This is a genomic window from Desulfogranum japonicum DSM 18378, from assembly GCF_000429945.1.
Classification (GTDB): Bacteria; Desulfobacterota; Desulfobulbia; order Desulfobulbales; family Desulfobulbaceae; genus Desulfogranum; species Desulfogranum japonicum.
In genome coordinates, this window is sequence record NZ_KE386993.1 from 172,278 (window position 1) to 198,698 (window position 26,421).

Consider the following 26,421-nt stretch of genomic DNA (forward strand, 5'->3'; position numbering starts at 1 on the left):
CAAACTGTTATCTGGTATTATGAAGTTTGAAAAAATCAAGTACGAAGACCTGAACGCTAAAGCGAAAGAGATGTACAATTTCCAGAAAGTCTCTGCTCGATTAGCTGATTACGGCTATACTACGTTGTGGCTTAATAATGACTGGAAAGGGGCTGACTTTATAGCTGTACACGTTGATGGTGTTACAGATATAAAGGTTCAGCTAAAAGCCCGATTGACGTTTGATAAGAAATATATCGGGAAAAATGTCTATATCTGTTTTCGGGATGGTGATGATTACTACCTGTATCCTCACGATGAAATATTGGAACAAATTGAGTATAGGATTTCAGATAAAAAGTGGGTCGATTCAGGGAATTATAGTTCAGGTAAATTGTCAAAAAATAATAAAGAATTATTAAAGGCTTATAAGATCTGAATATGAAATATTACAAATATTGGGATGAATTGCTAGATATATATCGACAGACAACTAGAGTTAACATTATGCGGTGTAATGATGATATAATATTTTTTTATGTATCTTTTTCAATTTATCTTGTTGTTTGTTTGTTAGTATTATTTTTATGCATTTTGAATCAAAAGGTTTTCTATGTAGTGCTTCCTGTTATTCCTATAGCAGCTACGAGGATCAGTAATATGTTATCTCGAAGAATAATAGGATATTACGATGTTGGGTTTAATTTTTTTGGTCAAAATAGAGGAGAAGCTGCTGTTAGGTATCACTTTTTTAAAAAACTCTATGAGAAAAATGAATTATTGCATAAAATCGATTTAAAAAAGATGATACAATGGATTGAAGTTAACGAAAAAAAGAAGGATAGTAATAGACTTAAGGAAAGTTCTATGTTTAAAATATTTGTTCCTGCGTTGTTTGGTATATTTGCAAATATTTTTATTTATAAGCATAATATAGATAATGTGAATTTTAATCAATTTAATATATATGTTATAAATTTTTTTATATTTGTTACAGTTTTGCTTGTCATTTGGGTTTTCTATAATGCATTTGATTAAATTTATGGTAGAGATAGCAGGGAAAATTTTGAAATTATTAAATATCTGGAAATGCTATCGTTTGAATAATTCTATTGGTGTATTTAGGGCTATCGATTGCTCGATAGCCCTATTTGGAGCCTATGAAGGATTGAGTCAGTTACGTTTGCTTAACGACTCAATTATATTTATAAGGGCTTTTGTGAGGTCGAATTCTTTTATCACATCGCCTATTTTTACCAAAATGAGCTTGGCTAATATCGTGATTCCGTTCAAGCCGATGTAGCCTACGAAACTTGCCCCTAGCATTTTATATGTGTCTGACCAGTTCTTTTCTTGAACAAGGCAAAAATAATTAATCCCGATAAAGATTGATACAGAGAGTACAATCAGAAATTCTCGTCTTGTCTTTATCTTGTTAAATTCACTCGCAAAACCACCGAAAACACAAAAGAAGATATAGGTCAGGGCTTTTTTTAGTAATGCAAAGTTTTCCATTCTCTACACATGGTCTCAGCGTATCAGATCAGCTAATTCTTTGATCATTTGCCTTTTGTAATTGTTTATTTCTCCGAGCGTTGCTTCGTCTGCTTCATCAAGGTCAACTTGGAGCACCCCTATCTTTCGATAGAGGGTTAGTGTGTCTTCTAAGTCTTTGAGCAATACTCGGCAATCTGCCGATTCGTCATCGTATGGATTGGTAACGGAGATAGACGAGTCGTGATTGCCGGTATATGCATAGAAAGCGTCAAGCATTCTGAGGCAGTAAAATCTGACTATCGATTCCGCTGTCTCTGGCTCTAAGGAATAATGCACAAGGACCGTAATCAGACTGCTTGGTAAATTGACATCTTCCTTAGTGATCATGAATGCTCCCCCTCAGAATGTTCGCAATGACATCAGATATGGGGTCATGTTTCTGGTATCTCTGCTTGTGCTCTTGCTGGAGGAGCAAATCTTGTCTGCGTATTTCTGCGAATGCTTCAGCGATCGTCGGCTTCTTGATCTCTTTTTTTGCTTCTTCGATCACTTGCACCCATTCATCATTCTGACAGATCCACTCAGCGCCTTCGTAGATGCCATTTACAAATGCTTCTGGTGCTGAAGGGTCGGTAACAATATCAATTGTGCGGAGCTGATAATCTTCATCAACCATGTATGCACTTTCAGTCTTTGTCATTGAGCCGACGCCTCTTGAAGAGACAGCAAGCTGAACGCCATCGTTGATTAGTCCTTTGACGATTGTTCCCATAGGTGTTGAAAGTATTTTTGCACATCCATACCAGTTGTCTCCTTCGCGTTGCAGATCAGTAATGAGGTGCGATGCTCTCTCTGGATTGATTGCAGGTGTATCTGGGTGATTCAATTCACCTAGGGAACGTTTCGTTTTAACATACGTGCTGACGTATTCATTAACGGCTTTGTCGAGAACAGAGGCAGGGTAAAATCTGCCATTTCTGTTCTTGATGTTGCCTTGTAAGAATATGCCGTGAATGCAAAGATCGCCGTCTTGTTCGTCGATTGTTGATTCTGTAAATAGGTCTTGGTGTTTATCTATTAATAACTTCATGGTTGTCTACTTCTCTTTTTTGTTTCTTTTATCAGGTAGATAGGGTGATAGTCTGAGTCGCGAGCAGTTGTATTCATATTGTGCTAACGCGACTTGCTGGAAACAGAATGACATCAACTCTCTCCACATTTCTTCCCTTGAAATAACAGCATATCCGGCTGTTGCAGTCTTCCATCGATCTATGATGCCTTTGTCCATGAAATAGCGCTCTTTGACAGACATTCCTGGGAAGAAGTCTTCTGTCTCTGGATGATTCAAAGACCATTCAGGGGTCCAGCTTCTAGGGCGATCAATATGCTTGAGCACGTATTTCCATGTTTCTATGGTCTTCTTTATATTTTTCAGGTCGTTAGGATATGTAAAGCAATTCGGCTCTCGCTCAACAGCGGCAAACTTATTGATTGCTTGGTAAATTATCGAATACAAAAGCGAGATACGATCTTCGAGTATTGCACCTTGTTCACGTGTGAGCGCTGAACGTACGGCAGTTGTTTTGAAAAACATATGTACAGGGAAAGAAAACATTCTCTGCTTAATGAATCTGTCGTGCGATCTTCCTAAGGCAGTATCTCTTTCAACGATGTCATGCGCCATAGCCGCATCGTAATATGCAAGAGCAAGCTGTCTGTAGTAAAGCTGGAGTATTACATTGAAGATCTCTCTTCGCTTTAATACTTGAAGTCGGTGGTTTTTAACTTCAAACAGGTCGATAATACCGGTCTCAACAAACTTCTGCTCTCCGTCTGTGGCTTTGTTCAGGAACAGGGAGATAGCAGATGCAGAAGCGCCTTTTTGAGAGTCGAAATATCCTGAAGATTCGATTTTGCCAGGGCGATGACTCGGACTCCACGCTTTCAGGTTATTGATGTTTGACGCGAACATGAACTCGGCTTGCTTGGCTTGCATCTGTGCTTTGTCGCCGTTACAATCAGCATAGTATTTTTTAGGATTCTGCTCTATCTGGTCAACTCTCTGCATGAGATCAAAGATATCTTGGTACAGAATTGCTAGGCGATCTTCGCCGATATATTTTGAAACGCCGGAGCATTTGCTAGACGTTTCAATAAAGGGCTGTGGATCTAATTCTATAATTCTGGTAGATGCAAATTTTTCTCGGCTATCTGTAATATCAATCATTATTCGCCCTCGCCTTTTGCAGTTATGTACTCGTGAGCGAATTCGATATAATCAGGTCCAGCAATGAGTTTCAGGAGCTTCATGATATCGAATGCACACTCAAGACAGAAATTGTCAGGTTTAACTTCGGCATTAATAGCATTTAGGTATTTTGCGTAGATAACGCCGGAAAGAAACTCCTTGTTTCTGTCATTGAGTAATTCAATCAATTCTTCTATTGTGTTCGAACGGAATGTATCTACAAATTTTGTTTCAAAAATTTCTTGGTCTAATTCTGCTGATAATTCTTTAAATGTCTTCTTCATTTTTTCTCCTCTTGGTTTTATTTCTAATATTTATGCCGATTTTTTTCGGTGTGGGTGGATCGCAGTCGGAATATTCATCAATGAATCTTATATGAATACAGCTTTTTTATCAGTATTTTGATTGCAAAAAAATCCGATTCGAGATCGTTGCATGTATAAATATATTTATACATATAAAAATTAAGGAGAAAGCTAATGGCAGAAAATAGACATAGAATGAAAGGGTGGAGCAAAAGATATGCGAAAGTTATGATTTCGTCATACATCGATCAATCTACAAAATCAGATATGAAAGAGGTAATTAAAATCTTAGGAATTAGTCAATCTGATTATATCAGGAGTGTTCTTGATAGAGCTAACAGGAAAGTATTAGACGAAGGGAAGATGTGAAGAAATAAAAGCGAAGTGGACACGGAGAAAGTTAAATGTAACGGTGTGTCCACTTCTTCCCAAAAAGAGTATGCACTGTAAAAGTTCCGAAACAGTACATAAAATCTAAGAAAACACGAAAACGAATGCAGAATTTTAAAACTCACAAAAAAACTCTACTTTCTGATTTCTTATCTCTTGCTAGTATTTATACGGTAATCAGAGATCAGGAATTTGATGAAGCAATACAGAAAATACGATCAACGGAAGACGATAATCAAAGACAGGAATTGAAATACGAACTTCCCGTATATTATCCATGTATCTCTTTTGACGGCGTTAATGCATCAATTGAAAAGTGCAAAGAGGTACAAAGTACCGGCGTCGTTCAGTTCGATATTGATAATATCCATGGCGATGAAGCAGAGCAATTCAAGCAAGAGCTAATAGAAAAGGTTCAAGAATTGATATATGCGTTTATTTCTCCTTCGGGTGGTCTGAAATTTGGTATCAAAACAGATTTCGTTTCATCGGAGAAGAATGTCAACGACGTTTTCAGGTTCGTCTATGATGCTATTGAGGCAAGGCTACAAAAGAAATTTCCTGAAATGAAAGCAGACAGGCAATGCAGAAGTATTGTTCTTCCGTTTTTCCTGTCATCTGATTCAAAGGCATATTTCAACGATGCTTGTGAGACTGTAGCAGTCAAAAAGGATGCTGAGGCTCAATATCTGAAATGGAGTGAACAGAAAAAACAGGCTGAAGAAAGCAACAAACAGGTGTCTTCTGACTACTCAGACACCATGGTCTTGGAAGCTCTGGACGCTATTCCTAGCGTACTTCCGTATCATGATAGGTATTACATCAATGTGGCTCTAATCAACGGTATAGGGGCGCATAACGCTATTCCACTACTTGCTGATCACTGGCAACACGAGAAAGGTCGTGATCACATTTTGAGTCAACTCCAAGAGCAGGCAAAAACAGCTTCGAAATGTAATAATGATCTGAGATACTTTTTCAGCGTTGCAAAAAAGAACGGCTACAAGAGCAGATACGGTGGCAATCGTCGGAGGTTAATCGAGACTCGAAGTAGTGGTTCATATAGGGGCAACAAGAACTACTCAATTGATGAGGCTGATAAGGCACTGGAACTGAAACTTGATAGGTTCTTCACAGAAAAGCAGGATCAGGCGTTAATGATCGAGGCTGGATTCGGCAAAACTACATCTGTTCTGAAGTACATCGTTAAACATGGAGCGCAAAAGAAGAATATTGCTTATTTCGTACCGGAAAAGAAGCTCGGCGCTGAACTGAATGACGCAATCAAAGGGCTGAACAAAGGCAAGAAATTCGATATATTCAGAGAGCACTTGTTCAATCAAATTAGAGGATTGGAAGACACATGCGAAAAGAACAAAGTCAACAAGGCAGGTTTCAAATTCTACAGCAAGGACAGGTGCAAAAACTGCTTTTATCATCCTGGCAATGACACAGGCTTTTCATGTGAATATTTTGATCAGTTCAACAGGAGCTGGCGTGGCGTTCGCTTTTATTCTCATGCTCATCTGTTTACTCCGGCAAGCGTAGACTACGGGTGGAAGGCGGATTTCATTGTCATCGATGAAGATATTTTGAACACGATGATTGAAACTTCATGGGTGCGGAAATGTGAGTTCACAGTCAAACTCGCAAGAAGCGTGGCTGGATACATTAAAGCAGGCAAAAGCATCGAATACGGGCTTGCAGATAACAGCGACAAAATACGGGAAGAGCTGAAGAAAGTAGAAAAGCAACTCAAGTCAGATATTCCAGAAAATGAACGAGCTGTGTTCATGAGATACAAGGATGATCTTGAAAGCATGGTGAAGCGAGAAAACGCTTTTATCGAATTGAAAAGTATGGCGGGCAGCAATGAAGATCAGTTCAAGATTACAAAGAAGCGTCAAATAGACGAACGATGGGAAGGAATTCCGATTCTGTTACTCGATGCTTCGGGAAAGCAGGAAGTCATCGAAAGGCTGTTCGAGCGTGAGTTTGAATTTTCAGAAATAGCAGTCAATTATCAGGATAACGTGGAAGTGATTCAGGTAAAAGATAAGTGGGCTTCTAAAAAATGGGTCGGTGATAATCTTGAAGCTGTAAACGAGCTGATTGATATTTTTGAAGACGATGACACGGCTGTGATCTCTTACAAGGCAATGATTGAAGATAGGCAAGATGCAATGTGGTTCGGGGGTCTTCGTGGCAAAGACGGATTCTCTAATAAAAAGCGTCTTCTTGTAGTTGGCAGACAGATGATTCCGTCAACTGATCTTCTCGCATATTCTCAGGTTATTTTCGACAGGGATATAGAGCGAACAGGCGATATGGAGCAGGTTGATAAAATCGTCACGATGAAAGATGGCAACAATCAGCTTTTCAAAGGGCTGTACGATTACACAGATCACGAATTGAGGCTCTTGAATGAACATGTAAATCTGGCAGAAACTTATCAAGCGATTCATAGGCTCAGACTGATTCATGGCAATGAGAAAAAACAAGTGGTGCTATTCAGTCGTGAAGTTCTTCCGGTGACAGTGAACAGGTTGGTAGATTCAAGCGAGATTGGTTTTACAGATATTAGGCTGAAGTTCTTGAAGGCAGTTAAAAGTCAAAGAGTTTTGCCAGTGAAAGACAATAAGCTGATTATAGATCTTACTGGCTTGATAGTGAAACAGATTAAAAATTTCAAGGAACGCGAAAGCGGCTGGATAGATGACAATATGCATTTCAAGACTGTTTCGGCAGTCTGCAAGAAGGGTCGTGGCAGAAAACAAAGTCGCGACTTCTATGTTTGGGGCAATGTTTCAAAGAAAGAATTCATTCAGGTTTTAAATGATCAATATGGCTTCACGGTTTATTCCGATGCAAACAACTAGATCGTGGCAGAGTGCAACAAAACTCGCATTTGGATAAGAGAGTTATTGAAAGAATGAATACTGTACGATGCTGGAAGCATCGTGTATGCGATCTCTGGCAAGATCGCAACGATCTATTCGAGGTCTTGGTAATGATTCTTTTTGATAATTTCGTCTGCTGTAAACATCTGAATCAGTCCAATGTGCAACAAAAGTCTTTTTTGGATATATAAAATAAGGGCTCTTTATATTATATACGCAAAAGAGACTTTTGTTGCACTCTGTATTTTATATAAGCAAAAAAGACTTTTGTTGCATTCTATATTTTTCTAAAACTAATTGGGGGGGGGCACTCAGCACAGCAAGCGCGGCAGACGCGGCTGAAATCGCGTCACGCGCAAATCAGAATCATGCTATCTCACTGATCATATATAAAAATAAAAACTTCAGGAGGAATTTATATGAACCAACAGTTAAGTGATAGCTTGATGAAAAAAATCAATCGGAAATATTCTACAGTAAAGATGAACAGACCACTTGCTTACTTGCTAAGTGAAGCAGTTGAAGAAAAAGGTCTGGATAAGTTCTATGTTGTAAACGAGGCAATTGTAATGTGGCTCAAAGCAAATGGTTACGGCAACCTCATCGATTTCCATATTCCTGTAAATAGAACTTTCAAAGATGAAATGGAATATTGCAAATATCCTTTCGGTGAAAAGCCTAACATCAAATAAAAAGGAGCGGCTTTGACCGCTACCCGTTGTTTCTGAGCGCCAGCGATGAAATGACGTATTCCCATAGATTTAAGACCTCTTTTTGACTGCATAAGTATTATAAAAACAGTCACAAAGGGGTCTCAAATGTCTGCCACAACAACATCACAAATAAAATCAGAAATCAGCCAGTTTCTTTCAAATGTAATTGACGGAATGGTTGGCTATCAGAATCAGGTGCAATCGGAGATTGAATCTCGTTTCGTTGCACTTCAAAGCAGATCATTAGACCAGACTTTATCACCTGAATTTCGCGATCAATATGAGCAGTTGAACACATGGCGAAAAGATCATGTGGAACAACAAACTTCTATAGACAAAGAGCTTCTGAAAGAACTCAAGTCGATCAATAAATCCATCAAGAACAACAACGCGCTGAATCAGGAAGAGAAGAAAATTCTATTATCACTGAACGATGCAACACGAGACTCGATAGAGAACAAATCAACGTCTGGAAGTTCAATCACGGAACTGCTCAAGCAGACATGGAATTCAGCTCTCCAGCCGATTTCTGGCATCACACGTATGCTAGATGTCAAGCAACGGTTTCCTGCTCTCCAGCGGCTATCTGACATGGTCTATGAAGCTGAAAAGATATCACTTTCACTGGTTGAAGATACCGAGCCGAACAGGATAGACCAAGGGCAAGAATTGGTACGAATCGATGATGAAAAGCCTTCTCTGGTTCGTATGGAGTCTGGAGAAAACCTGCTCAAGAAAATTGATGAAAACACCAGAGAGACAAATGACCTGTTGTACCGATCCCAGAAAGGCAGTCTTGAGAGATCGCGAGAAGATGCACGAGCAGACAACCGGAAAGAAAGGGTTCTAAACCAGATCAACACTTCATTGGCATCTTTTTCAAGTTCAACTGGCGAGAGTGGCGATCTACGGGATGAATACAAATCTATCAAGAAGCGATATGAAAAGACAAAAGAGCGAATCGAGTCGTTTTCTTCATTTGCAAAAAAGGCAGTAAAAACGATGTTGTCAATGGTTCGAAGTTTTGCAAAAGGTGTGATTCGGATCTCCAAGTCTCTCATGTCAGGTAGCAGACTCACAAGCACAATGAAAATGGGTGAAAAAATTATTCCTCAACTGGCTCGTGCAGGTAAGTTGCTTGGCAGATTTTCAGTTCCACTGACAATAGCAATTACAACGATTGAAGGGGTTATCGGCTCATTCAAAAACATCAGCAATGCGGATGAAATCTTAGGTCGAACATCTACACTCACAGATAAAATTATTCTCGGCATCGGTGGCTTTGTTGAAGGGTTAGCGTCAGGTGTCGATTCAATCTTGTCATTGGTAGGCATCAGTACGGATCTTTCTGGTTTCATTAAAGAAAAGTTAACTGTTCCTGTTGCCAACTGGTTCAATGATAACTTTTCAGGAGACATGATCGTCAAAGGGCTTGAATTTGTCTCTCCTATTCATTGGGCAAAGATGCTAGGCACAGAATTGATGGAGTTGAGTCACAACATATTCAGTCAAGAACTGCCTAAACTGGATATCAAATCTGTTGCTGTCAATCTGGCAAAATCTATTACAAGTTGGTTGCCTGATAGTGTTCGAACTCCGATTCTCAGATCATTGGGAGTAGATCTTTCTGAAGAAACACGTGTCATGCATAAGGACGATGGAGAAAATCTTGTTAAAAACCTTGAAAAGCAAGGTGTTATTGATCATTATTTCTCTGGAGAATCTGATATCAACAATTGGAGAGAAATTGAAAAGCTGCCTCAGTCTGATCTGGCTAATCTAATCGCTTTCTGTGATTGGGATAGCGAGACAATGAACAGGTTGCAGGACATCTTGAACACGAAGCAAAACGGTTCACCTGGCATCAACTTCTCAGAAACAAGAGGATCGTCTTTGACGTTAATTCCTGCCGATTCACAGCCACTCGCTATTGCGAAGAATGAACGAATGCAAACCCTCATGGCAGACAAAGTGGAATACGACAAAGCAATGGAACAATGGAATCTCGATAATGCTGTTGTGACAACCGTCAACAACAACAGGAGAGTCGTCAATTCTTCTGGTGGTTCATCAAGAGTTAATTTAGTCGTACCGCCTCATGAAACAGATCCAAAGATGGCAGCTCTTGCGATGTCGTTTTATTGATCCAAAGGGCAAGTCCATTTCAAATAATAATTATAATATTACAAAAGTTGTGTATTGAATTATAGAGGGAACAAATGTATATAATTAAATTACTATTTGTAACAATTGTTATTTCAATATTGACGCCAATTTATACCATTGAAAACAATATTGGCAACGACGCAGGCGCAAATAATGAATCATTAAACCAATTGATTGATGAAAATTTAGATATAAAGATAAGTAATAATGCTGTAGATAATAAAAATATACCTAACAATAAAGAGCATGAAGAACATTTTTGGAAAAATTTAAAGTTCATCGCTGATTTCTGTGCAAGTATAGCGGCTATAATAGGTATCTCTTATCCATTAATATCATGGTGGCTAGAAAAAAGAGATGCAATAAAGATTCATAATGTGACTATAACTAAAAATGATACTACAGGAAAAGGTTCAATTAGACTTACACTTGAAAATATAAAAACTGCACCTGTTACTATCTATCAAACAAATTTTTACCTTAAAAGATTTTACTTGGTAACAGATGATGGAGAAAAATCAGTAGCATTTGCTGGACCTGGTTTTATTTCTAGTGATAAAATTATAGAATACAATACTCATCATACCATCATATCTAAAGGTAGAATTATTTTAACTATTCCATATAATAAAATTGATGAATTCAAAAAAATTTATATTAATATGGAAACTTCACATGGATACCAAACAGTCAAATGTAAAAAAATTGACTTTAGGATAACTGGAAAGTTCGAAACTTACGATCACATGTTCGATATTGAAAATTATATTAAAGCAAGATTGGTTTATTATGGTTTGAAAATTCCATTTCGCTGGACAAGAGAAAAGACTATAAATTACGCTGAAAAAATTAATAATAAATAAACATTCAACTGCGAGGTTGTTCCGAGTTTATCAGCCAGTATTGTCTCATTACGGCTTTACCTGAAAAGTTTCTATAGGCAACTTGTTGTACTCAATCACTGAGTTCAGCCGTATCCAGTATTTGTAGTCAGGCGGTTTCTCCATGATCAAACCGATCGCTGCCTTCTTGTTCGTCTGCAAAGCGTAGTATAGCGCTTGAAAACCAGACTCAGCCCACTTCTGGGCAAAATCAAACTCAACAGCATAGTTGTCTGTCAGGCAATCAACTCGTGATCGATCTGGCAAAACAAATTCAATCTGTCCATTTCTGGCGTTGCACCACCTCTCTTGATACCAAGACTCTTTGTGCAGATGCTTTGCGTAGGATAAGGAAGGGAGAAAGGTTAAGGCTAATGGAAATATTAATAATGCTTGCTTCACTTTAAGTCGTCATTTAATTTTTGAGATGTTTTCAACTCATCTTCTATAAGTTGGCGTAAATGTATGCCTGTATCGCTATTCAAAAAATCTTCGGTTTCTTTTAATTGTTCAATTAATAGCTTTTTGTAATCAGAGTCGTTCAGCTTGTTCAGTTCAGATAAAGCTATACCTACTGCTTCAGGGTTATCAAACTTGCGTAGTTCTTTTAACCCTATAGTATCATCAATACTGGCTCTAAGGTTACCAGATATATTTGGCAAAACTCCATTAAGCGTTCCTCTAATACCTTCAACCTCCTTTTTTAAATTACTTTTAATAGCTTCATCACTTATACCTTCTATTTCTTGATCGCTTTTTGCTCTATCGATTAATTCTTGTTCTAAAATCCTATTTTTTTCTATGCGCAATTTATTTTCTTTATTTCTTTCATCTTCTAACTCGTTACTTCTTTTTTGTACCAAGTGCTCAGCTTCTATTTGCATCTTATTTTTGAGAACAGTTGGTAAGGTGCATAACTTGATAAACAATAAATTTACCCAAGGATAAGCTAATGTCCAGCCTATAGAAAAAGATACCGGAACAGCAAAGAATGTAACCCACGAAGTATGTAAATGAAAATATTCAATCCTAAACATAACTTTATCGTTTGACCAAAAGAGAAAATATAAAGGTTCCCAATTACAAGCAACGAATGCAAGCAAGAAGTAACCGCATAGGGGGCTTCTAATTCTAAGGGCAAGAGCTTCAAAAATTTCTTTCATGGTATCTTACCTGTATTATCGAGGGCAAGAGGCTATGGGTTTGAATGGTTAGGATATAATTGGATAAAACCATTGTAAAGATAGCCTAAATTCAGATTGATGTCACTCCCTCTGCAATCTATTTTGACAAGTAAAACACCGTCACAAAAGTATACGTTCGTGACACTCTGGAAAACAGTGTCACAAAGGTCTATATTGAATGTGACACTTCAATTACATTCATTCACGGCACTCAGAGGGCAGATGATGGCACCAAACGTAGGATACATTCGAGTCAGTACAAGCGAACAGAACACCGATAGACAGCTCGACGGGATTAATATTGATAAGATGTTTGAGGAAAAGGTTTCTGGCAAGGATATGAAGCGTCCGCAACTTCAAGATTTGCTGAATTATGTTCGGGAAGGTGATCATGTTCATGTCCACGAGTTATCACGGTTAGGACGCTCTGTGATCGACCTACACAAGATCGTGAACGAATTGTTGGATAGAGGCGTCACCGTAACCTTTCACAAAGAGAATATGACTTTTGTTCCTGGCAAACAAGCAGATCCGATTCAGGAACTCATGTTCGGAATGTTGGCAAACTTTGCTCAGTTTGAGCGGTCACTGATCAAGCAACGGCAAAGAGAAGGCATAGAGGCTGCAAAAGCTCGTGGCAAACATCTTGGTCGTCCACGTTCAATGACCAAAGAGCAAGAAGCAGAAATCAAACAGAAGAAATCAGAAGGTGCAACGCCGACGCAACTTGCGAAAGAATATGGATGCAGTCGAGCACTGATTTATAAAATCATAAAATAATTAAGTAGTAGAGCACAGAAGACGCCACCACTTCCCGTCAGAATCGGTAGGCGTTGATTCCAGCGCATTTTACCAGGTATGAGTAGGTAGCTTCGCACCTCCACAAAACCAGCTCCAATATGCTTCTGAAACTCCCTTTTTTCTTTCTTTTTTTCTGAAAATCACGTTTCCCCTCTGCACGACCTTTTTCTCCCAATATAAATAATTCGTAAGAACAACTAGAATAGGGAGAGGTTTTATGGATCGATGGAAAGACAAAAACAATATGGTAATGGTCAATTTTTATCTGCCACAAGAATCGTTTGAACAGCTACTCAGTATTTCTGAGATGCTAGGATATTCACGTTCTCATGTGCTCAGAACAGCAACAATGAATGAGCTTGACCGACTGGCAACAACCTATAATGAACGAGCAGAGAAACGAAAAGAGATGATGGCAAATATTGACCGATGCATTGAGCAGTCAGAGCCTATGCCGGGGTTTGGTGACGATGAAGACGGCGAAGAATGGGAGTGGTGAAATGCTGAATATCTTCAAAGCTATCCTGACAGTCCTTTTATACATCGTATTTTTTTGGGGAGAGATAGCGCCTCTGGTGTTTACGGTGACTGTGGTTGCTGGCGCGGTGATCGGGGCAAAGGTGGGCTTTAAAGAGCACCTGCAACTGATAAAAGATTAATTACTGATACTATGTCCAGAGGCTAGACAGAAGTGTGCTCGGTGGTGCGGAGAGCTTCAGCGAGTCTAGTCTTTGTTCTTTTCACTTAAATCATAAAAAAGTTATGTGATTCTCCCTGCCTGTTCAATAAGCTTTGGATAATGTGACAGGTGGTGATTTAGAGTTGTGTCTGATGGATAAGAATTTGGCATTTCACCTCGAAGAGATGACTCTATGGAACGAATTATATCTCTTTTGAGATCTCCGCGATTCCAACTTTCAAAAATCGCATTTAGGCTTGTTCCAGAAAGTCTGATATATTCATTTATTACCTCAGAAACCCTAATCGTTGAGAGAGTGCTGCCGTGACGATCTTTAGGCGCATATGTAGCTATTGTCTTGCTTAAACTTGGGTTAAGTTTAGGAATCTCATCCTTAGAAATACCTACCCCTCCTGCAATCAAATCATATAAATCTTTTCTGGTATCTTTTAGCCATGTGAGAAAAATTAGGTAAACAAGGTGAACAGGAGCTTCGGTAAAGGTTAAACATACTGAATCGATTATGACACAATATTGAATCATATCTCTAAGACCAATATTCAAAGCGTCTGACATGATGGCAAACGCCTCTACCTTTATATTTTTCCCTTCAAACAATTTCTGGTCAAGAGGGCTAAAAAGGTTTTGTCTTGTATCTAACTTGTACTGATAAAATAAATATTCAGCAAATTTTTTTCTATCTGGTTCCTTTAAGCTGTATGTCTGGTCAAAAAATCTTTTAATATATCTAGAACTATCAAAGTCTTGACCATAAATCTTTTTTATTGAATGGCAAAGCTGTTCTGACGCAGTTGCTACAATGAAATATACTCCAGGTACACCAAATAGGTGTTTTATATTTTCTAATAATTCAATAGCATAATTTGGGCGACAACGGTCTAGTTCATCGACAAATATAAATATTGGTATATTGATTGATTTTAAAGTATTTAAATGATGTGTTAAATTCTCTAAGCTTACTTTGAAATCTGCAATAGTTTTCTTTGTAGAATTGTGTGAAGCTAAGAGACTCGCAGCAGCCTTAGAAACGACAGTTGATACTGTATTTTCTACTTCCTTTTTTAGCTCTTTATTCTCCTTATCTAGTTCAGTGGAAGTTTCTTCGTCTATTTCTTCATCAAAAAGCTCACCTATTTGCTCAATAGACATTCCTGCTAATTTTTTCGCTGCAATGCTCCAGAGGAAAGGTGAAGATGGGCTTGCAAGTTTTTTACCTTTATTATACCACTCTGACAATAAATGCTTGACTTTCGTAGCTCTTTTTTTACCAATTTTTTTATTGAAATAAGGGTCAAGTTGAGCGTTGATTGTCGAAATAAAAGCTATCAATGGCTCTTTTGAGAAATCATTTTGCCATGCATCAAAATAGACTACAGGATGTCCCTTTGCAGAAAGCTCGTCTGCCCAATTTGTCAGGAAGTATGTTTTTCCAAAACCCCATTCAGCATTAACATTTAATACAAATGAACCATCGTTTAATTCACTGTGTCCTAGTTTGCTTTTTCCGATTAAATACTCAGACAAGAAAGCGGCTTCTTCCTCTCTTTCTAGTTTATCTATTTCCCAATTATCGCCGAAGATAGTTTTAGACACTATTTATCCTTTAATTTTAAGGGGTTTGATAACGTGTAAATTGATAAGATCTCTAAGGTCTGTATATTCGCCCAGTTTGTGCATGATTCTATGTACTTCCGAACCCCCGCATAAGCAGTCTACTGGGCTATTTTTACTAAAAACATTGTAATCTAGCAATATTTGGTGAAATTCTCCAAAGATCGATATAAAATGGCAACTCAAATAACTCTGAAGGCTTGACACGTATTACCCTAGGACTGATAGAATGCTAAACATTGTCAAAGAGCTCCTAATAACCATTTTGTAAATTTTTTTATTTGACTGATAATAACAATGATAATTAATAAATTTTATTTTTTCAAATATTCTTTTTTTGTTTTTTCATTATTACCATACGCATCTATTTCATATTCGCATATATTACTATGAATATCGTCTAAATCAAGTGGCAGATGTTCAAATAATTTGTATCTTTCAATTAATTTTTTAAATTTTTTTACTCCTATACTTCCAAGACCATGAAAAAATAATAGTTCTAATTCGTTTCTTGTTAGCATTGATCTTATAATTTTAGAGTAAACTTTAGAGTAATTTCCATTTAATTCTTCATTCTCTTTTATTAAATTTATTATTTGGTACAATATTTTGTGATAATGTTCGAATGAAGGTGCTATATGATCATAGCATTTACTGTATCTTGTTATTGGATTATCATATGAATTAACTATATTTAAAATAGGTGTTGTTTCATTGTTATCTACTTTAAACCCAAAATAATAAAGAGCATATTTAAATGATTCTCTTCCTGTGTATGTAGTATTTACCTCCTTGTAAAATCCCATTTCGTCTTTTTTGTATTTGTTATATTGACCTCTAGTCGAAACTCCGCCATATAAATAGGGTTCATCCCCGACATATTCCTTTTTGGTTTGTTCGAAAACAATAGAGTTAACGATTTCGTTATACATTTCTATTAGTCTAAAAAAGGTATTCTCAAATCTTTGTTTAGATAATACATTGTTTTGACTTATAAATTCTATTCTGTTAAGTTCTATTTGTTCTATATTGTTTCTTAATTCTTTTTGCTGTATGTGTATTGAAATTATAAGTGCAGCGAATGCTATACCAGAGAATAAGGTGTTTATCGCGCCAAAACTATCACCGATTGATCCAAAAATTGATCCGTCAGGTTTAGACGATGTTGCATTTGGCTCAGAAGGAATTCCTTTCGGTGGGTATTCTGCAAAGAAAAATATAATGTATAGTGTTATGATAAACAAACATATCCCAATAAATACCCATTTGTAAGAACGAAAGCTTTCCCATAACGATAGATAAGGCGCCTTTCTTTCGTTTATTTCAAACTCCTTTATTATTTTGCAGCCATAATTTTCGTAAGTGCCATCATTGCCAAGCAAAACATGAAGAATCTTAAGAAAGTCGCTTTCCGATTCGAATTTGAGTCCAATTAATCGTTCTAAATTTGTGAGGTTATTTTCCTTTAATATTTTCTTGAGATTATCTATCCCATCCTTGGTAATTTTATAGTGCATAAGTAATATTCCTTGTAACTCAGGTAATAAAAGTTTTTACGGAATAATTCGATCGTAAGATCAACCCACTATAGCGCGATCATAATGAATGGCAAATAAATCTGTCTTGGAAATAGGGTAGGGCGATGATCAGAAATTCCTAATTCGCGGAATTTTCTTTGAGGCGAAGCGAGAATGTGTTATCTATTTAAGAGTGTCACACAGGGGTGTCACGCGAAAGGGGGGCTAAAGGTCTTGACTTATTGCATTCTTGCGTGCTGATTTCAGAGATTCCGTCCCTGTCCCCCAGCCATCTTGTTGTAATCTCTAAATATTTCTCGAGCTTAACGATTTTGTAGCGCGCAAGATTTCAACAGTGTCACACAGAGGTGTCACACAAAATGAAATCGCATGTGCCTTCCTACGTTTTCAAGAACCGTTTTGGCGTCTTTCATTTTCGTGCTAGAATTCCCAAAGATATTCGCGGAAAATATCACATCAAAAAAGAAATGTGGCTCTAAAAAGTTCAGTACGATTGCTCGAGGCAACTCTATCAATGTTCGAAGTGCCGCCTCAGGTTTTTGTTACTGCTGACACCTTGTTCCATGCCACTAAAGTGCCACTTGTGAAATGGTTTTGGGCAATTTACCTTGGGGTATCTGATAAGGGAGGGATGTCTGCTCTGCGACTTTCCAAGCATATTGGAATGGTCAAGTAAAAGTAGACAGTTTTTTCATGCAACCATTTTCAGTTTCATCCAATTGTTCAAGAATTTTTTTGGACATAAATTGCCAAGGAAACTGTGACGTCTGAAGCTGTTGTAATACATTTCAATGTAGTCAATTATGTCACTCTTGGCTTGCTCCCAGGTTTTATAGGAAGCAGAGTGAATCCGTTCCTTTTTTCAATGAAGCAAAAAAGCTTTCAGCAACTGCGTTGTCCCAACAATCTCTATCCAATATTAGCCGATGCTATATTGGATAGACTGGCCCACAATGTGCACACTATTAAATTTAAAAAGAGGTTCGATGAGAAAAAGAAAGCAAGCTGGACAGACTAAGACCTGAGAAAGTGGGTAAATGATACGCGTCGCTGCGCTCTGACCAAGGGGGCCGCCTTCAACTGGATTGTGTGTCCAAAATCACTGGAATACGCACGCACCCAGCTCAAGAAGTATTCTTGAAGAGACTTGGCATTTATACAGAATAATACCCGTCGAAAAGTTGGTAAAAAAATAATTAATAGAGATATTGTTGTTTTCGTTTCATCATATTAAGCGTACGTATCATTCTATTGGGTGATTGAACGTGTCATCGGTGACACAATTTGTCACTACCAGACAGTGAACGTCACCAGAGAACATCTAAATTTTGCAGGCACGGGTTATGTTCAAATTGTTTGAAAAAAAGTATGTAGTGTAACCTTTTGACTTATTATGATAATTTTTTTTTTTCAAAGAAAAGAATCAGTGTGGCACGTAATCTGCTTTAATTGAGCCATGAAAGGTAAACATTATTTGTTAACTAAAAACTTTTCCCCCCTCATCATTTTAAGGAGACACACATGAACATGAAAGCTTTTCGCAAAATGAAAGCCGAATCTGGTTTTACCCTGGTCGAGTTGATGATCGTAGTTGCCATCATCGGTATTCTTGCAGCCATTGCTGTTCCTCAGTTTATGAGTTATCGATTGAGAAGTTACAACACTGCAGCAAAAGCTGTGGCACATAACCTGAAGGCCGATCAAGCCAACTTGAATTCAGAACTGGGAGTGTACGGTCATACAGAAGTAGCAAACTTAGATCTGACACAACCTGATAGCGGTGCGGCTGCTGCTGATACTGTCGTGGACGTGGCTCTGGCAAGTTCTGCCACTGCCGGTGCAGGTGGAGCGCGCCTTGTCGGTACAACAATCACCGCAACACCAAGGACACTGGCTATCGGTGTCTCCCTTGGTACAAATATGATTGCCCAAGCAATTGACATCAACGATGCTAACCTGAACTCGCACTATACCCTTTTTACCCGTCATTTTAGAGGTGACACTGCATACGGAATAGACAGCGATCTTGACAACACCATGTTTTCTGTATCCAATCCGAACTGGCCAAGCGCTGCTGGTCTGCAAGCTACCCCTCACAACCCTGGTGCTAATACAGGTGGTTTAGCAACCAGCGTGGGTGACGACATCGGTGGTCAAGGCGGTAATGGTCTTCCAACACCGACCTGGGCGCAGATGTAAGACCCAACTTTCAGATGTTCGTAAAAAACCTCTCCAGTATACTCTGGGGAGGTTTTTTTGTTGCCCTTTCTCCACATCCTGTAATAATTATACATATAGTGTTCTAATTCCGTCAGTTGAGATGTCTGATAAATATCGTATCTTTCATCGAGAATGACTTAAACTCAACAAGTATCCAGTTGCATGCAAGCCATTCAATTTCAATCGGTCAGTAAAAGCTTCCGAAGTAACCTAAAAAAAATTCCAGTTTTGCATGAGCTTACCCTTGAGATCATGCCCGGTGAAATATTTGGTTTCATAGGTCCTAATGGTGCTGGAAAAAGTACATCGATAAAAATGCTCCTGAATTTCCTGCGACCTGATTCGGGTAAATTGTATATACTGGGTCAGGAAATTGGGAAGGTTCAGACTCAACAATCAATAGGTTACCTTCCTGAAAGCCCGTGTTTTTATGAAAATTTAACTGGCAGAGAAATTGTAACTTTTGCAGGGAAAGCATCTGGGCTTTCCGTTAATGCAGTTGCAAAGAAAGTAAATGCGATTTTACAAAAGGTAAACCTTGCAAACGCAGCTGACAAAAAAGTCAAAAAATTTTCAAAAGGCATGAAACAACGCCTTGGACTCGCATCCGCCCTGATTCATGATCCGCAAATTTTCATCTTCGATGAACCTATGAGCGGCTTGGATCCCATGGGACGACATCTTGTTGCGGAAATAATAAAAGAATTAAAAGCCCAGAATAAAACCGTTTTTTTCTGCACCCACATCCTTAATGACGTTGAAGCCATTTGCGATAGGATAGGAATTCTTCATCAGGGAAGGCTCCTTTTTTGTGGACCGATCCATGATTTTACCAAAGAAGATCAGCTTGAAAAAGCTTTTATAAATCTTGTTCAAAGGCACTGATATTATTGTTATGAGTAAAATTTTATTAATTACCCATATAACGTTTAAAGACACTATTCGTAACAAAGGGTTACATGGTATATTGTTCGCTGGTCTCGCGCTTTTTCTTGTTAATATAGGCATTTCAGGGTTCTTTAATTGGGAACTCGGTAAAGTGACTGTTGATGTTTCCTTATCAATCATCTCCCTGGCAGGATTACTGTTTATCTTTTTTTTGGGTATCCAGATTCTGGGGGCTGATATTTCCAATAAGAATATATATTTTATCCTGTCTAAGCCAGTTGCCCGATGGCAATATATTATAGGTAAATACTTGGGATTATGTGCTATAGTTTTTATATCTAGTCTTTTTCTCGGGGCTTGCTCCTGGCTTTCCATAACTCTAGTGATGCATAATTATCCAAGCGCATCTCCTCTAAACTTCTCATGGCCAACCTTTTTTCTTTCGTGGTGTTTTATTAACCTTACGCTTTTCATAGTAATGGCATTAAGTTTTTTTTGGGTGCTTGTTACAACGCACCCCTATACTGCCATGCTATTTTCCAGTGGAACCTATTTCATTGGTAACATGCTGGAAACAACAAAATATCTGATTTTGAATGATCCTAATTTCGAGAATAATCCCTTTCTTGTTTGGGTTCTTCATGGAGTCACCTGGATTTTTCCGAATTTAAAAGCCTTTGACTTAAAAACTACTGCTGCCTACGGTTTACATGTTGATTATATGTATTGTCTAATGATTGCGATTTATGGAATATCCTATATTGGTTTGATATTACTTATATCGACTTATATATTTAACAAAAAAGAAATTGGATGAAGATTATTAACAAAATACTTCTGTCTGCAATCTGTCTTTTGATGCTTGGCGGTTTTGCGGCAAGTAACCTATATCTTTTACGTCAACGAACAAAATTTTCCTTTCAAAGCTCTTCGTTAGTCCTGGCACTACCGCCATCACTCTTAAAAATATTCTCAGGAGAATTCAGCGGCTTAATAGCAGATAAAATCATTCTTGATATAAGTGCATTTGTTGGAAGTAAGCAAAAGAAAACAGAACAAGATTGGGATAATATCGAAGCACTTTTTAAGCAAACTTTGAACCTTGATCCTTTTTTTCAACAGAGCTACATGCTCGTACAGGGAATACTTCCATGGAGAGCTCACAGGCCTCAAAAAGCAAATAAATTGCTTGCAATTTCGCGAGATGCTCGCCCCTATGACTGGCGACCTGGCTATTACATGGGATTTAATTCGTATTACTTTCTGAATGATTATGAAAATGCAGGTATGCAATTGTTGCATGCCGCTAAAATTAAAGACGCCCCTGTATTACTTGCAGTTCTTGGTTCTCGCTTATCTTCTAAATCAGGATTAGATTCAACCCTTGCGGCCACAGCGTTGCTACAAAGTATACGAAACGAACTACTTAATAATACTGATATAACCAATGATGCAGATAAAAAAAATAGGTTAAAAGAAATCAATGACCGTATTGAAGCCTTAAACGGTTTAGTTGTAATTAAAGAAAAAATACTTGAATACAAAAAGAAGAATGGATTTTTTCCTTTTTCGTTAAATTACTTAGTCTATAAAAAGTACCTATGGAAGATTCCAGATAACCCTTACGCGGAAAAATTTTATTATAATAATAGGAATGGTGAAATTGCCTTTGACGAAATTAACATAAAAAATAACTGATTTCTGAATCAGTTAAGCCAGTTTTGACAATTGAAGCATAAACATGTATTCGATTTTTTTTGCTTGTCATTTGAGCAAAGTACCAACCTGGTCCACACTATCGTACGGTCCAGGCGGTTCGATCTTCGAAAGTCTGACTATAATTGCATCATAAGGACGCATCTCTCCCATTGAGTGGTAAATTGTAGGTAGCCTTGAAGCAGTCAGGCAAGTAACCGTTCATGCACACTCTTGAAGGCATCAAATGCAGAACAGTGGTAATTGAACCGTCGTCGTAACCGATTTCCACTTCGTACCAGTCTTGCTGCCAGTTTACATCAACTCCTGGATAACAGTTTTTAAGCGTCGTCTTTTGGCCGGGTGTCTAACTGGAGACTTATCTCCAAGAAGACCGAGTTGCCCTATGTATCGTAAAATATTATCGGCGAAGACTCCCTGCGATATCACCAGGGCGTTGGTAGTATACTTTCCGCTGGGCAATCGCTCCAAATCTAAATCTGTTTTAAACTCGCTGTGAAACTGCTCACTTAAACCATGATTTTTAAAGAGTGAAATAATTTTGGATTCTGGAAGAGTCAAGTTCGTCCACCATCCTTCAAGAGTAACCTGGTGAAGCCGTAGCTTTGAACGATGTTTATCAATTGTCCCTTCAATAACACGGACCAACTTGGTAAAACGATACTTTATCTCTTTGTGCTCTTGAATTATGCAAGTGGTTAAAAGAGCTACTTTTTTTTTCTCGAGACTCATCCGCAATGCCATGTTCAAAGGCACGTTTCCGCAATTCTCTGGTATCCCCACTTCTCGGGTTCCATTTGATAATGTAGGAAACCTTGTCGGCCTTCCTGAGTAAAACGCGAGTCTCAGTAGCATCATGACTGGAATTAAGTCGCTGCGGCTGAATCTTTTTTTCACTTATTAAAAAGTCAACTCGTCAATCATGTCAGATTCCAGAGCCCAGAGGAAGCAGAACGCTCACTCTTTAATTATATCGATGTCTATTATAATTGATGGAGAAAGCATTCAACAAATGCGTGCAAAAGAAGTGGAGCATCAAAAAACTCTCCTGGCTTTTTCTGGATAATGATTTTATGTTCACTCATGACTGTATTGTTTGTGTTGGAGTTGTTCTTCGCGGTTTGATCCCAACAGAATACCTCATTTCTTTTTTATGTCTTATTCAACTACCATTTTGAATCATAATTTGTGATATAAGGATGATATGAGTAGTCTGAAATTTTCACTAAGCACTTCTATTTTTGTATTACTAAGTATTGGTATGATATTGGCCAATTTGGTCACTCTGGTGTTTTGGCACGCAATAGATATTCGTAAAGGTGTCCGTCAGGCCCAACAGTCGGTGAAGATGGTGCATGAGATCCTTGATATAGATCAGCAGGACAATTACAGGCTCAATAAAGGGCGCTTGCTTAGTGTTAGCCTTGAGTTTGGAGGAGCTGTATGTGCTGTCATGCAATATCGTGGTGCAACTTATAAAACTGGAGATCAGCAATGCCTGGTATATTTTTCCGATATGCTGAGGGGCGGCCTTCTTTACAAGGAAAATAAAGAGTCTTCGGTTGTGTTTACTCATAACCCATTTTTTGCATTTCTTGCTCCTGATTCCTATGTCTATGTCTGGTTGAAATTTTCATCTCGAGAGAAGCCTTTCAATGGTATTGGTTTAGCGATTCCCCTTTCCAGGTATTGGACGAACCTTTTCCTGCAGGAAAAAGTCATCCTGGTATATGTTTTGTTTAATGCCATGGTTTTTTCCGTTCTGATTTTTTTCCGCATGCGGCGACTTATAATGCGGCCTCTTGATCGTTTGGTTGACCTGGTCTCCCATCATACGTTATCTGAAAAAGATATTTTTCTTTCTTATTCTGGAACCAGCGAGTTTTCACAACTTTCTAATGCATTGTATAGCATGGTCGACCGCATACACAGTGATCACCAAAAGCTTACCCGTACAGTTCAAGAGTTGGAAAATAGAAATAAAGAATTGCAGGAAACCCGTAATGACATGATTAAAGCCGAGCGGTTGGCAGCTACAGGTCAGTTAACTGCCGGCCTTGCACATGAAATTGGTAATCCATTAGGGATTGTATTGGGGTATGTGGGGCTGCTAAAGCGAAAAGATCTCCAGCCAGATGAACAAGAGGAGTACCTGAACAGGGTTGAAGGAGAGTTGGAGCGTATTCATCGTCTTATCCAGCAATTACTGTGTTATTGTCGTCAAGTACAGATGGAGCAACAACGAACAGAGTTTTCTCTGCAAAATATGATTAGAGAGATTGTGGAGTTGCTTCAGGTAAAATGTGGGCAGAGTATTCGTTTTATTACCCAGTTCGATTGTCAGGACATTATATATTCGTCCGAAAACGAAATTCGGCAAACCATGCTTAATTGTTTGCTCAATGCTGTTGATTCTTTTGACAAAGTAACCGATGTCCAAGATAAATATGTATATATATCAACTCGATGTGAGAATGACGATTCAGGTAAATTGGTCATGGTGATAATACGAGATAATGGTGTGGGGATTGAGCCTGAAATGCTCTCCAAGGTAACTGAACCTTTTTTTACAACTAAGGTCATCGGCAAAGGAACAGGACTAGGATTATCTGTGTCATCTGCTATACTTGAAAGCGAAGGCGGATCACTGGATATCCAAAGTTACCCTGGCAAAGGGACTACGGTTACGATCAGGTTACCCATATATAAATAGATTATAAGCGTTCGTCGGTCAAAGTTATCGTGAATTCTTTCACTTTTTCTGCGAGACGTTACTGGGCAAAGTAACATTTTTGAACGCTGATACTTTCGTAAAATTTTCTGTACTAGGATCATTAATATTATTTTCCAGCAAATCTTTTGCGCTACACAATACTTGAACGCGCATCACCTGTTTGTTTTGTAATTCTAAGGTAAATATATAATGGCAGCTAGCTTAGCTATGAAAGTCCTCGTTGTGGATGACGAGGCAAATATGCAACATTTTCTACAGGCTCTTCTGCGCAAAGAAGGGTATGTGGTTGAAACTGTGGGGTCAGGTATCCAAGCGCTTGAGAGTTTGGCCCGGCAATCCTTTGATTTCATATTGTGTGATATCCGTATGCCAGAAATGGATGGATTAGAATTTCTCCACCAATTGTCGCAGCAAAGCGCGACACCTTCTGTAATTATGATGTCTGCTTATGGAACAGTGGATATAGCCTTGGAGGCAATGAAACGAGGCGCCTATGACTATATTTCCAAACCTTTCAAGGCTGATGAAATATTGCTTGTTCTAAAAAAAGCAGAAGAGCGTCAAAAGTTACGCTTTGAAAATGATCAGTTGCGTAAGTATGTATCCAAAGAACAGGAATCTTTCCTTTTTGATGGTATGGTGGGGCATTCTGATGAAATGCAGGAGCTAGGTAAACTGGCTCGTAAAATTGCACCCTATACTACCACGGTGTTGATCACTGGTGAATCCGGAACAGGCAAGGAGTTGTTTGCTAAGGGAATACATGATGCAAGCCCAAGAAAAATGAAACCCTTTATTGCCATTAATTGTGGAGGCCTCCCTGAAAATCTGGTGGAAACTGAATTGTTTGGTTATGTGAAAGGTGCATTCACAGGAGCTGATAAAAACAAGAAAGGCCTTTTTGAAGAGGCTGATGGGGGAACTATTTTTCTTGATGAAATCGGCGAACTCCCATTAGTGATTCAGGTGAATCTGTTGCGTGTGCTGCAGGAAAGAGAGGTTCGTCCTGTAGGTTCTGCAAGACCCATTTCCATCGATGTTCGGGTCATTGCTGCGACAGCGCGCGATTTGGAGCAGGAAGTTGCGCAAGGGCGATTTCGCGAAGATCTTTTGTTTCGGCTGAATGTACTACAGATTAAAATACCGCCTTTGAGAAAACGAAATGAAGATATCAACCAACTGGCACAATATTTTCTTGAGAGATATGCTTTCCGATTTCAACGACCTGTTCGTACTATTGCGCCAGCAACCATGGGGGTATTTATGCAGTATCCATGGCCGGGTAATGTTCGTGAATTAAAGAATGTAATGGAGCGAGCAGTATTACTTAGCGATTCCGAGACTCTTGAACCGAATATTTTGCCACCTGCTTTACAACAAAATGCAGCGACAGAAGATGTGTTGGCACAGGCGTTAAATACGTTTTCTATAAAAGAGGGAAGCCGTATCCTGGAGCGACAACTCATAAGTAAGGCGTTGTGTGAAACAGGAGGAAATAAGTCCAAAGCTTCAGAATTGTTAGAAATCAGTTATCCGTCATTACTGAGTAAAATTAAAGAATATGGAATTCATTAAAAAGATACTTTTCTTAATATCTGAAGTTTCCTGAAAATTGTGCGGCAAGGTTAAAAGCTAAACCGTAAACATGGGAAACGTTTTTATATGAGAATGACTATTAAAAAGCGGTTCATTTTCTGTGCCTATCTTGAGTCGGAAATATAAATATATTACGCAATATCAACATGATAAGAGGTGAAAGGTGAGCGCCACTATGGTATAGTTCAATTAGTACTAAGTAACTGAAAATATACCAAAAGGAGCAACTCACCATGTTCATATTAAAGGATTTACTTTCTCCTCTGCAAGCACAATTTTCAAACACCAAGCAGGGGCAAAAGAGAAAGGTTTGGTTTGCATATACATTGCTGGCGGTAGTGATACCATTCACCT

The 26,421-nt window shown here is 38.4% G+C and carries 26 protein-coding genes and 3 pseudogenes; 18 read left to right on the forward strand and 11 right to left on the reverse strand.

All coding sequences use genetic code 11. The features are described from left to right. Positions 1-19 precede the first annotated feature (19 nt). On the forward strand, positions 20-418 hold the full coding sequence (locus tag G493_RS0123595) for a hypothetical protein (protein WP_028582315.1): 399 nt from the start codon (positions 20-22) through the stop codon (positions 416-418). A 2-nt stretch (positions 419-420) separates the two neighbouring features. Beyond that, positions 421-1,017, forward strand: a complete 597-nt coding sequence (locus tag G493_RS0123600) for a hypothetical protein (RefSeq protein ID WP_028582316.1) — start codon at positions 421-423, stop codon at positions 1,015-1,017. Positions 1,018-1,152: 135 nt separating this feature from the next. On the opposite strand, the gene G493_RS0123605 is transcribed toward G493_RS0123600, so the two are convergent. From G493_RS0123605 to G493_RS0123625, 5 genes are read right to left on the reverse strand one after another with little or no spacing between them, the layout of a single operon-like run. Next, positions 1,153-1,494, reverse strand: a complete 342-nt coding sequence (locus tag G493_RS0123605) for a phage holin family protein (RefSeq protein ID WP_028582317.1) — start codon at positions 1,492-1,494, stop codon at positions 1,153-1,155. A gap of 15 nt (positions 1,495-1,509) precedes the next feature. Then, on the reverse strand, positions 1,510-1,863 hold the full coding sequence (locus tag G493_RS0123610) for a hypothetical protein (protein ID WP_028582318.1): 354 nt from the start codon (positions 1,861-1,863) through the stop codon (positions 1,510-1,512). After that, a complete protein-coding gene (locus tag G493_RS31065; RefSeq protein WP_051309873.1) occupies positions 1,853-2,566 on the reverse strand; it encodes a hypothetical protein in 714 nt (237 codons plus the stop codon). The genes G493_RS0123610 and G493_RS31065 overlap by 11 nt, the downstream gene beginning before the upstream one ends. A 6-nt stretch (positions 2,567-2,572) precedes the next feature. After that, complete coding sequence (locus G493_RS0123620) at positions 2,573-3,703, reverse strand: hypothetical protein (RefSeq protein ID WP_028582319.1); 1,131 nt, start codon at positions 3,701-3,703, stop codon at positions 2,573-2,575. After that, the gene (locus G493_RS0123625) at positions 3,703-4,008 is read right to left on the reverse strand and encodes a hypothetical protein (RefSeq protein ID WP_028582320.1); all 306 of its coding nucleotides are present in this window, start codon (positions 4,006-4,008) and stop codon (positions 3,703-3,705) included. Before G493_RS0123625 ends, G493_RS0123620 begins: the two co-directional genes overlap by 1 nt. A 195-nt stretch (positions 4,009-4,203) precedes the next feature. Between G493_RS0123625 and G493_RS0123630 the strand changes: the two genes are divergently transcribed. From G493_RS0123630 to G493_RS0123650, 5 genes are all read left to right on the forward strand, one after another. After that, positions 4,204-4,398: a hypothetical protein gene (locus tag G493_RS0123630; RefSeq protein ID WP_028582321.1), complete on the forward strand. Its 195-nt coding sequence runs from the start codon at positions 4,204-4,206 to the stop codon at positions 4,396-4,398. Positions 4,399-4,523: 125 nt separating this feature from the next. Further along, positions 4,524-7,298 carry a BT4734/BF3469 family protein gene (locus tag G493_RS0123635; protein ID WP_028582322.1) on the forward strand — a complete coding sequence of 925 codons (2,775 nt, stop codon included), beginning with the start codon at positions 4,524-4,526 and terminating at the stop codon, positions 7,296-7,298. A 440-nt stretch (positions 7,299-7,738) separates the two neighbouring features. After that, the gene (locus G493_RS0123640) at positions 7,739-8,011 is read left to right on the forward strand and encodes a hypothetical protein (protein ID WP_028582323.1); all 273 of its coding nucleotides are present in this window, start codon (positions 7,739-7,741) and stop codon (positions 8,009-8,011) included. Positions 8,012-8,137: 126 nt separating this feature from the next. Beyond that, positions 8,138-10,177 carry a hypothetical protein gene (locus G493_RS0123645; protein ID WP_028582324.1) on the forward strand — a complete coding sequence of 680 codons (2,040 nt, stop codon included), beginning with the start codon at positions 8,138-8,140 and terminating at the stop codon, positions 10,175-10,177. A gap of 74 nt (positions 10,178-10,251) precedes the next feature. After that, positions 10,252-11,061, forward strand: coding sequence for a hypothetical protein (locus G493_RS0123650; RefSeq protein WP_028582325.1), 810 nt, complete (start codon positions 10,252-10,254; stop codon positions 11,059-11,061). Between the two features lie 48 nt (positions 11,062-11,109). Here G493_RS0123650 and G493_RS0123655 read toward each other — a convergent pair whose 3' ends face one another. Both G493_RS0123655 and G493_RS0123660 read right to left on the reverse strand, forming a co-directional pair. Next, positions 11,110-11,481: a hypothetical protein gene (locus G493_RS0123655; RefSeq protein ID WP_028582326.1), complete on the reverse strand. Its 372-nt coding sequence runs from the start codon at positions 11,479-11,481 to the stop codon at positions 11,110-11,112. Continuing rightward, complete coding sequence (locus tag G493_RS0123660; RefSeq protein WP_028582327.1) at positions 11,478-12,242, reverse strand: hypothetical protein; 765 nt, start codon at positions 12,240-12,242, stop codon at positions 11,478-11,480. The genes G493_RS0123655 and G493_RS0123660 overlap by 4 nt, the downstream gene beginning before the upstream one ends. A 243-nt stretch (positions 12,243-12,485) precedes the next feature. Here G493_RS0123660 and G493_RS0123665 point away from each other — a divergent pair, with 243 nt between their 5' ends. The 3 genes from G493_RS0123665 to G493_RS33640 all read left to right on the forward strand — a co-directional run bounded on the left by G493_RS0123665 (position 12,486) and on the right by G493_RS33640 (position 13,723). Beyond that, positions 12,486-13,043, forward strand: a complete 558-nt coding sequence (locus G493_RS0123665) for a recombinase family protein (protein ID WP_028582328.1) — start codon at positions 12,486-12,488, stop codon at positions 13,041-13,043. Between the two features lie 238 nt (positions 13,044-13,281). Continuing rightward, a complete protein-coding gene (locus tag G493_RS0123670) occupies positions 13,282-13,563 on the forward strand; it encodes a hypothetical protein (protein ID WP_028582329.1) in 282 nt (93 codons plus the stop codon). A gap of 1 nt (position 13,564) precedes the next feature. After that, on the forward strand, positions 13,565-13,723 hold the full coding sequence (locus G493_RS33640; RefSeq protein WP_153306657.1) for a hypothetical protein: 159 nt from the start codon (positions 13,565-13,567) through the stop codon (positions 13,721-13,723). 101 nt (positions 13,724-13,824) lie between these two features. Here the strand turns inward: G493_RS33640 and G493_RS0123680 are convergent, their stop codons facing one another. Both G493_RS0123680 and G493_RS0123685 read right to left on the reverse strand, forming a co-directional pair. Beyond that, positions 13,825-15,357, reverse strand: a complete 1,533-nt coding sequence (locus tag G493_RS0123680) for a KAP family P-loop NTPase fold protein (protein ID WP_028582330.1) — start codon at positions 15,355-15,357, stop codon at positions 13,825-13,827. A 332-nt stretch (positions 15,358-15,689) separates the two neighbouring features. Next, the gene (locus G493_RS0123685) at positions 15,690-16,892 is read right to left on the reverse strand and encodes a putative phage abortive infection protein (RefSeq protein ID WP_028582331.1); all 1,203 of its coding nucleotides are present in this window, start codon (positions 16,890-16,892) and stop codon (positions 15,690-15,692) included. Positions 16,893-17,410: 518 nt separating this feature from the next. Between G493_RS0123685 and G493_RS33900 the strand changes: the two are divergent. Further along, positions 17,411-17,574, forward strand: a pseudogene (locus G493_RS33900) (IS1595 family transposase); the annotation flags it as partial. Positions 17,575-17,604: 30 nt separating this feature from the next. Here the strand turns inward: G493_RS33900 and G493_RS33235 are convergent. Further along, a pseudogene (locus G493_RS33235) lies at positions 17,605-17,821 on the reverse strand (IS3 family transposase); the annotation flags it as partial. Positions 17,822-18,434: 613 nt separating this feature from the next. Here G493_RS33235 and G493_RS34720 point away from each other — a divergent pair. The 4 genes from G493_RS34720 (at position 18,435) to G493_RS0123715 (ending at position 21,719) form a co-directional block, all read left to right on the forward strand. Continuing rightward, the gene (locus G493_RS34720) at positions 18,435-19,112 is read left to right on the forward strand and encodes a type IV pilin protein (protein WP_269746350.1); all 678 of its coding nucleotides are present in this window, start codon (positions 18,435-18,437) and stop codon (positions 19,110-19,112) included. Positions 19,113-19,295: 183 nt separating this feature from the next. After that, the gene (locus G493_RS31075) at positions 19,296-20,018 is read left to right on the forward strand and encodes an ABC transporter ATP-binding protein (RefSeq protein ID WP_035275800.1); all 723 of its coding nucleotides are present in this window, start codon (positions 19,296-19,298) and stop codon (positions 20,016-20,018) included. Between the two features lie 10 nt (positions 20,019-20,028). Beyond that, complete coding sequence (locus G493_RS0123710; RefSeq protein WP_153306658.1) at positions 20,029-20,838, forward strand: ABC transporter permease; 810 nt, start codon at positions 20,029-20,031, stop codon at positions 20,836-20,838. Next, entirely contained in the window at positions 20,835-21,719 is an 885-nt protein-coding gene (locus G493_RS0123715; RefSeq protein WP_028582334.1) for a hypothetical protein, read from the forward strand. Before G493_RS0123710 ends, G493_RS0123715 begins: the two co-directional genes overlap by 4 nt. A 312-nt stretch (positions 21,720-22,031) precedes the next feature. On the opposite strand, the gene G493_RS34945 is transcribed toward G493_RS0123715, so the two are convergent. Continuing rightward, a complete protein-coding gene (locus G493_RS34945; protein ID WP_205623752.1) occupies positions 22,032-22,634 on the reverse strand; it encodes a hypothetical protein in 603 nt (200 codons plus the stop codon). A 33-nt stretch (positions 22,635-22,667) separates the two neighbouring features. Between G493_RS34945 and G493_RS34950 the strand changes: the two are divergent. From G493_RS34950 to G493_RS0123735, 3 genes and pseudogenes are all read left to right on the forward strand, one after another. Next, positions 22,668-22,730, forward strand: a pseudogene (locus G493_RS34950) (hypothetical protein); the annotation flags it as partial. 211 nt (positions 22,731-22,941) lie between these two features. Next, positions 22,942-24,450 (forward strand): sensor histidine kinase, encoded by a 1,509-nt coding sequence (locus G493_RS0123730; protein ID WP_084813746.1) that lies wholly within the window; start codon positions 22,942-22,944, stop codon positions 24,448-24,450. 228 nt (positions 24,451-24,678) lie between these two features. Beyond that, positions 24,679-26,046: a sigma-54-dependent transcriptional regulator gene (locus G493_RS0123735; protein WP_035275801.1), complete on the forward strand. Its 1,368-nt coding sequence runs from the start codon at positions 24,679-24,681 to the stop codon at positions 26,044-26,046. Positions 26,047-26,421 lie beyond the last annotated feature (375 nt).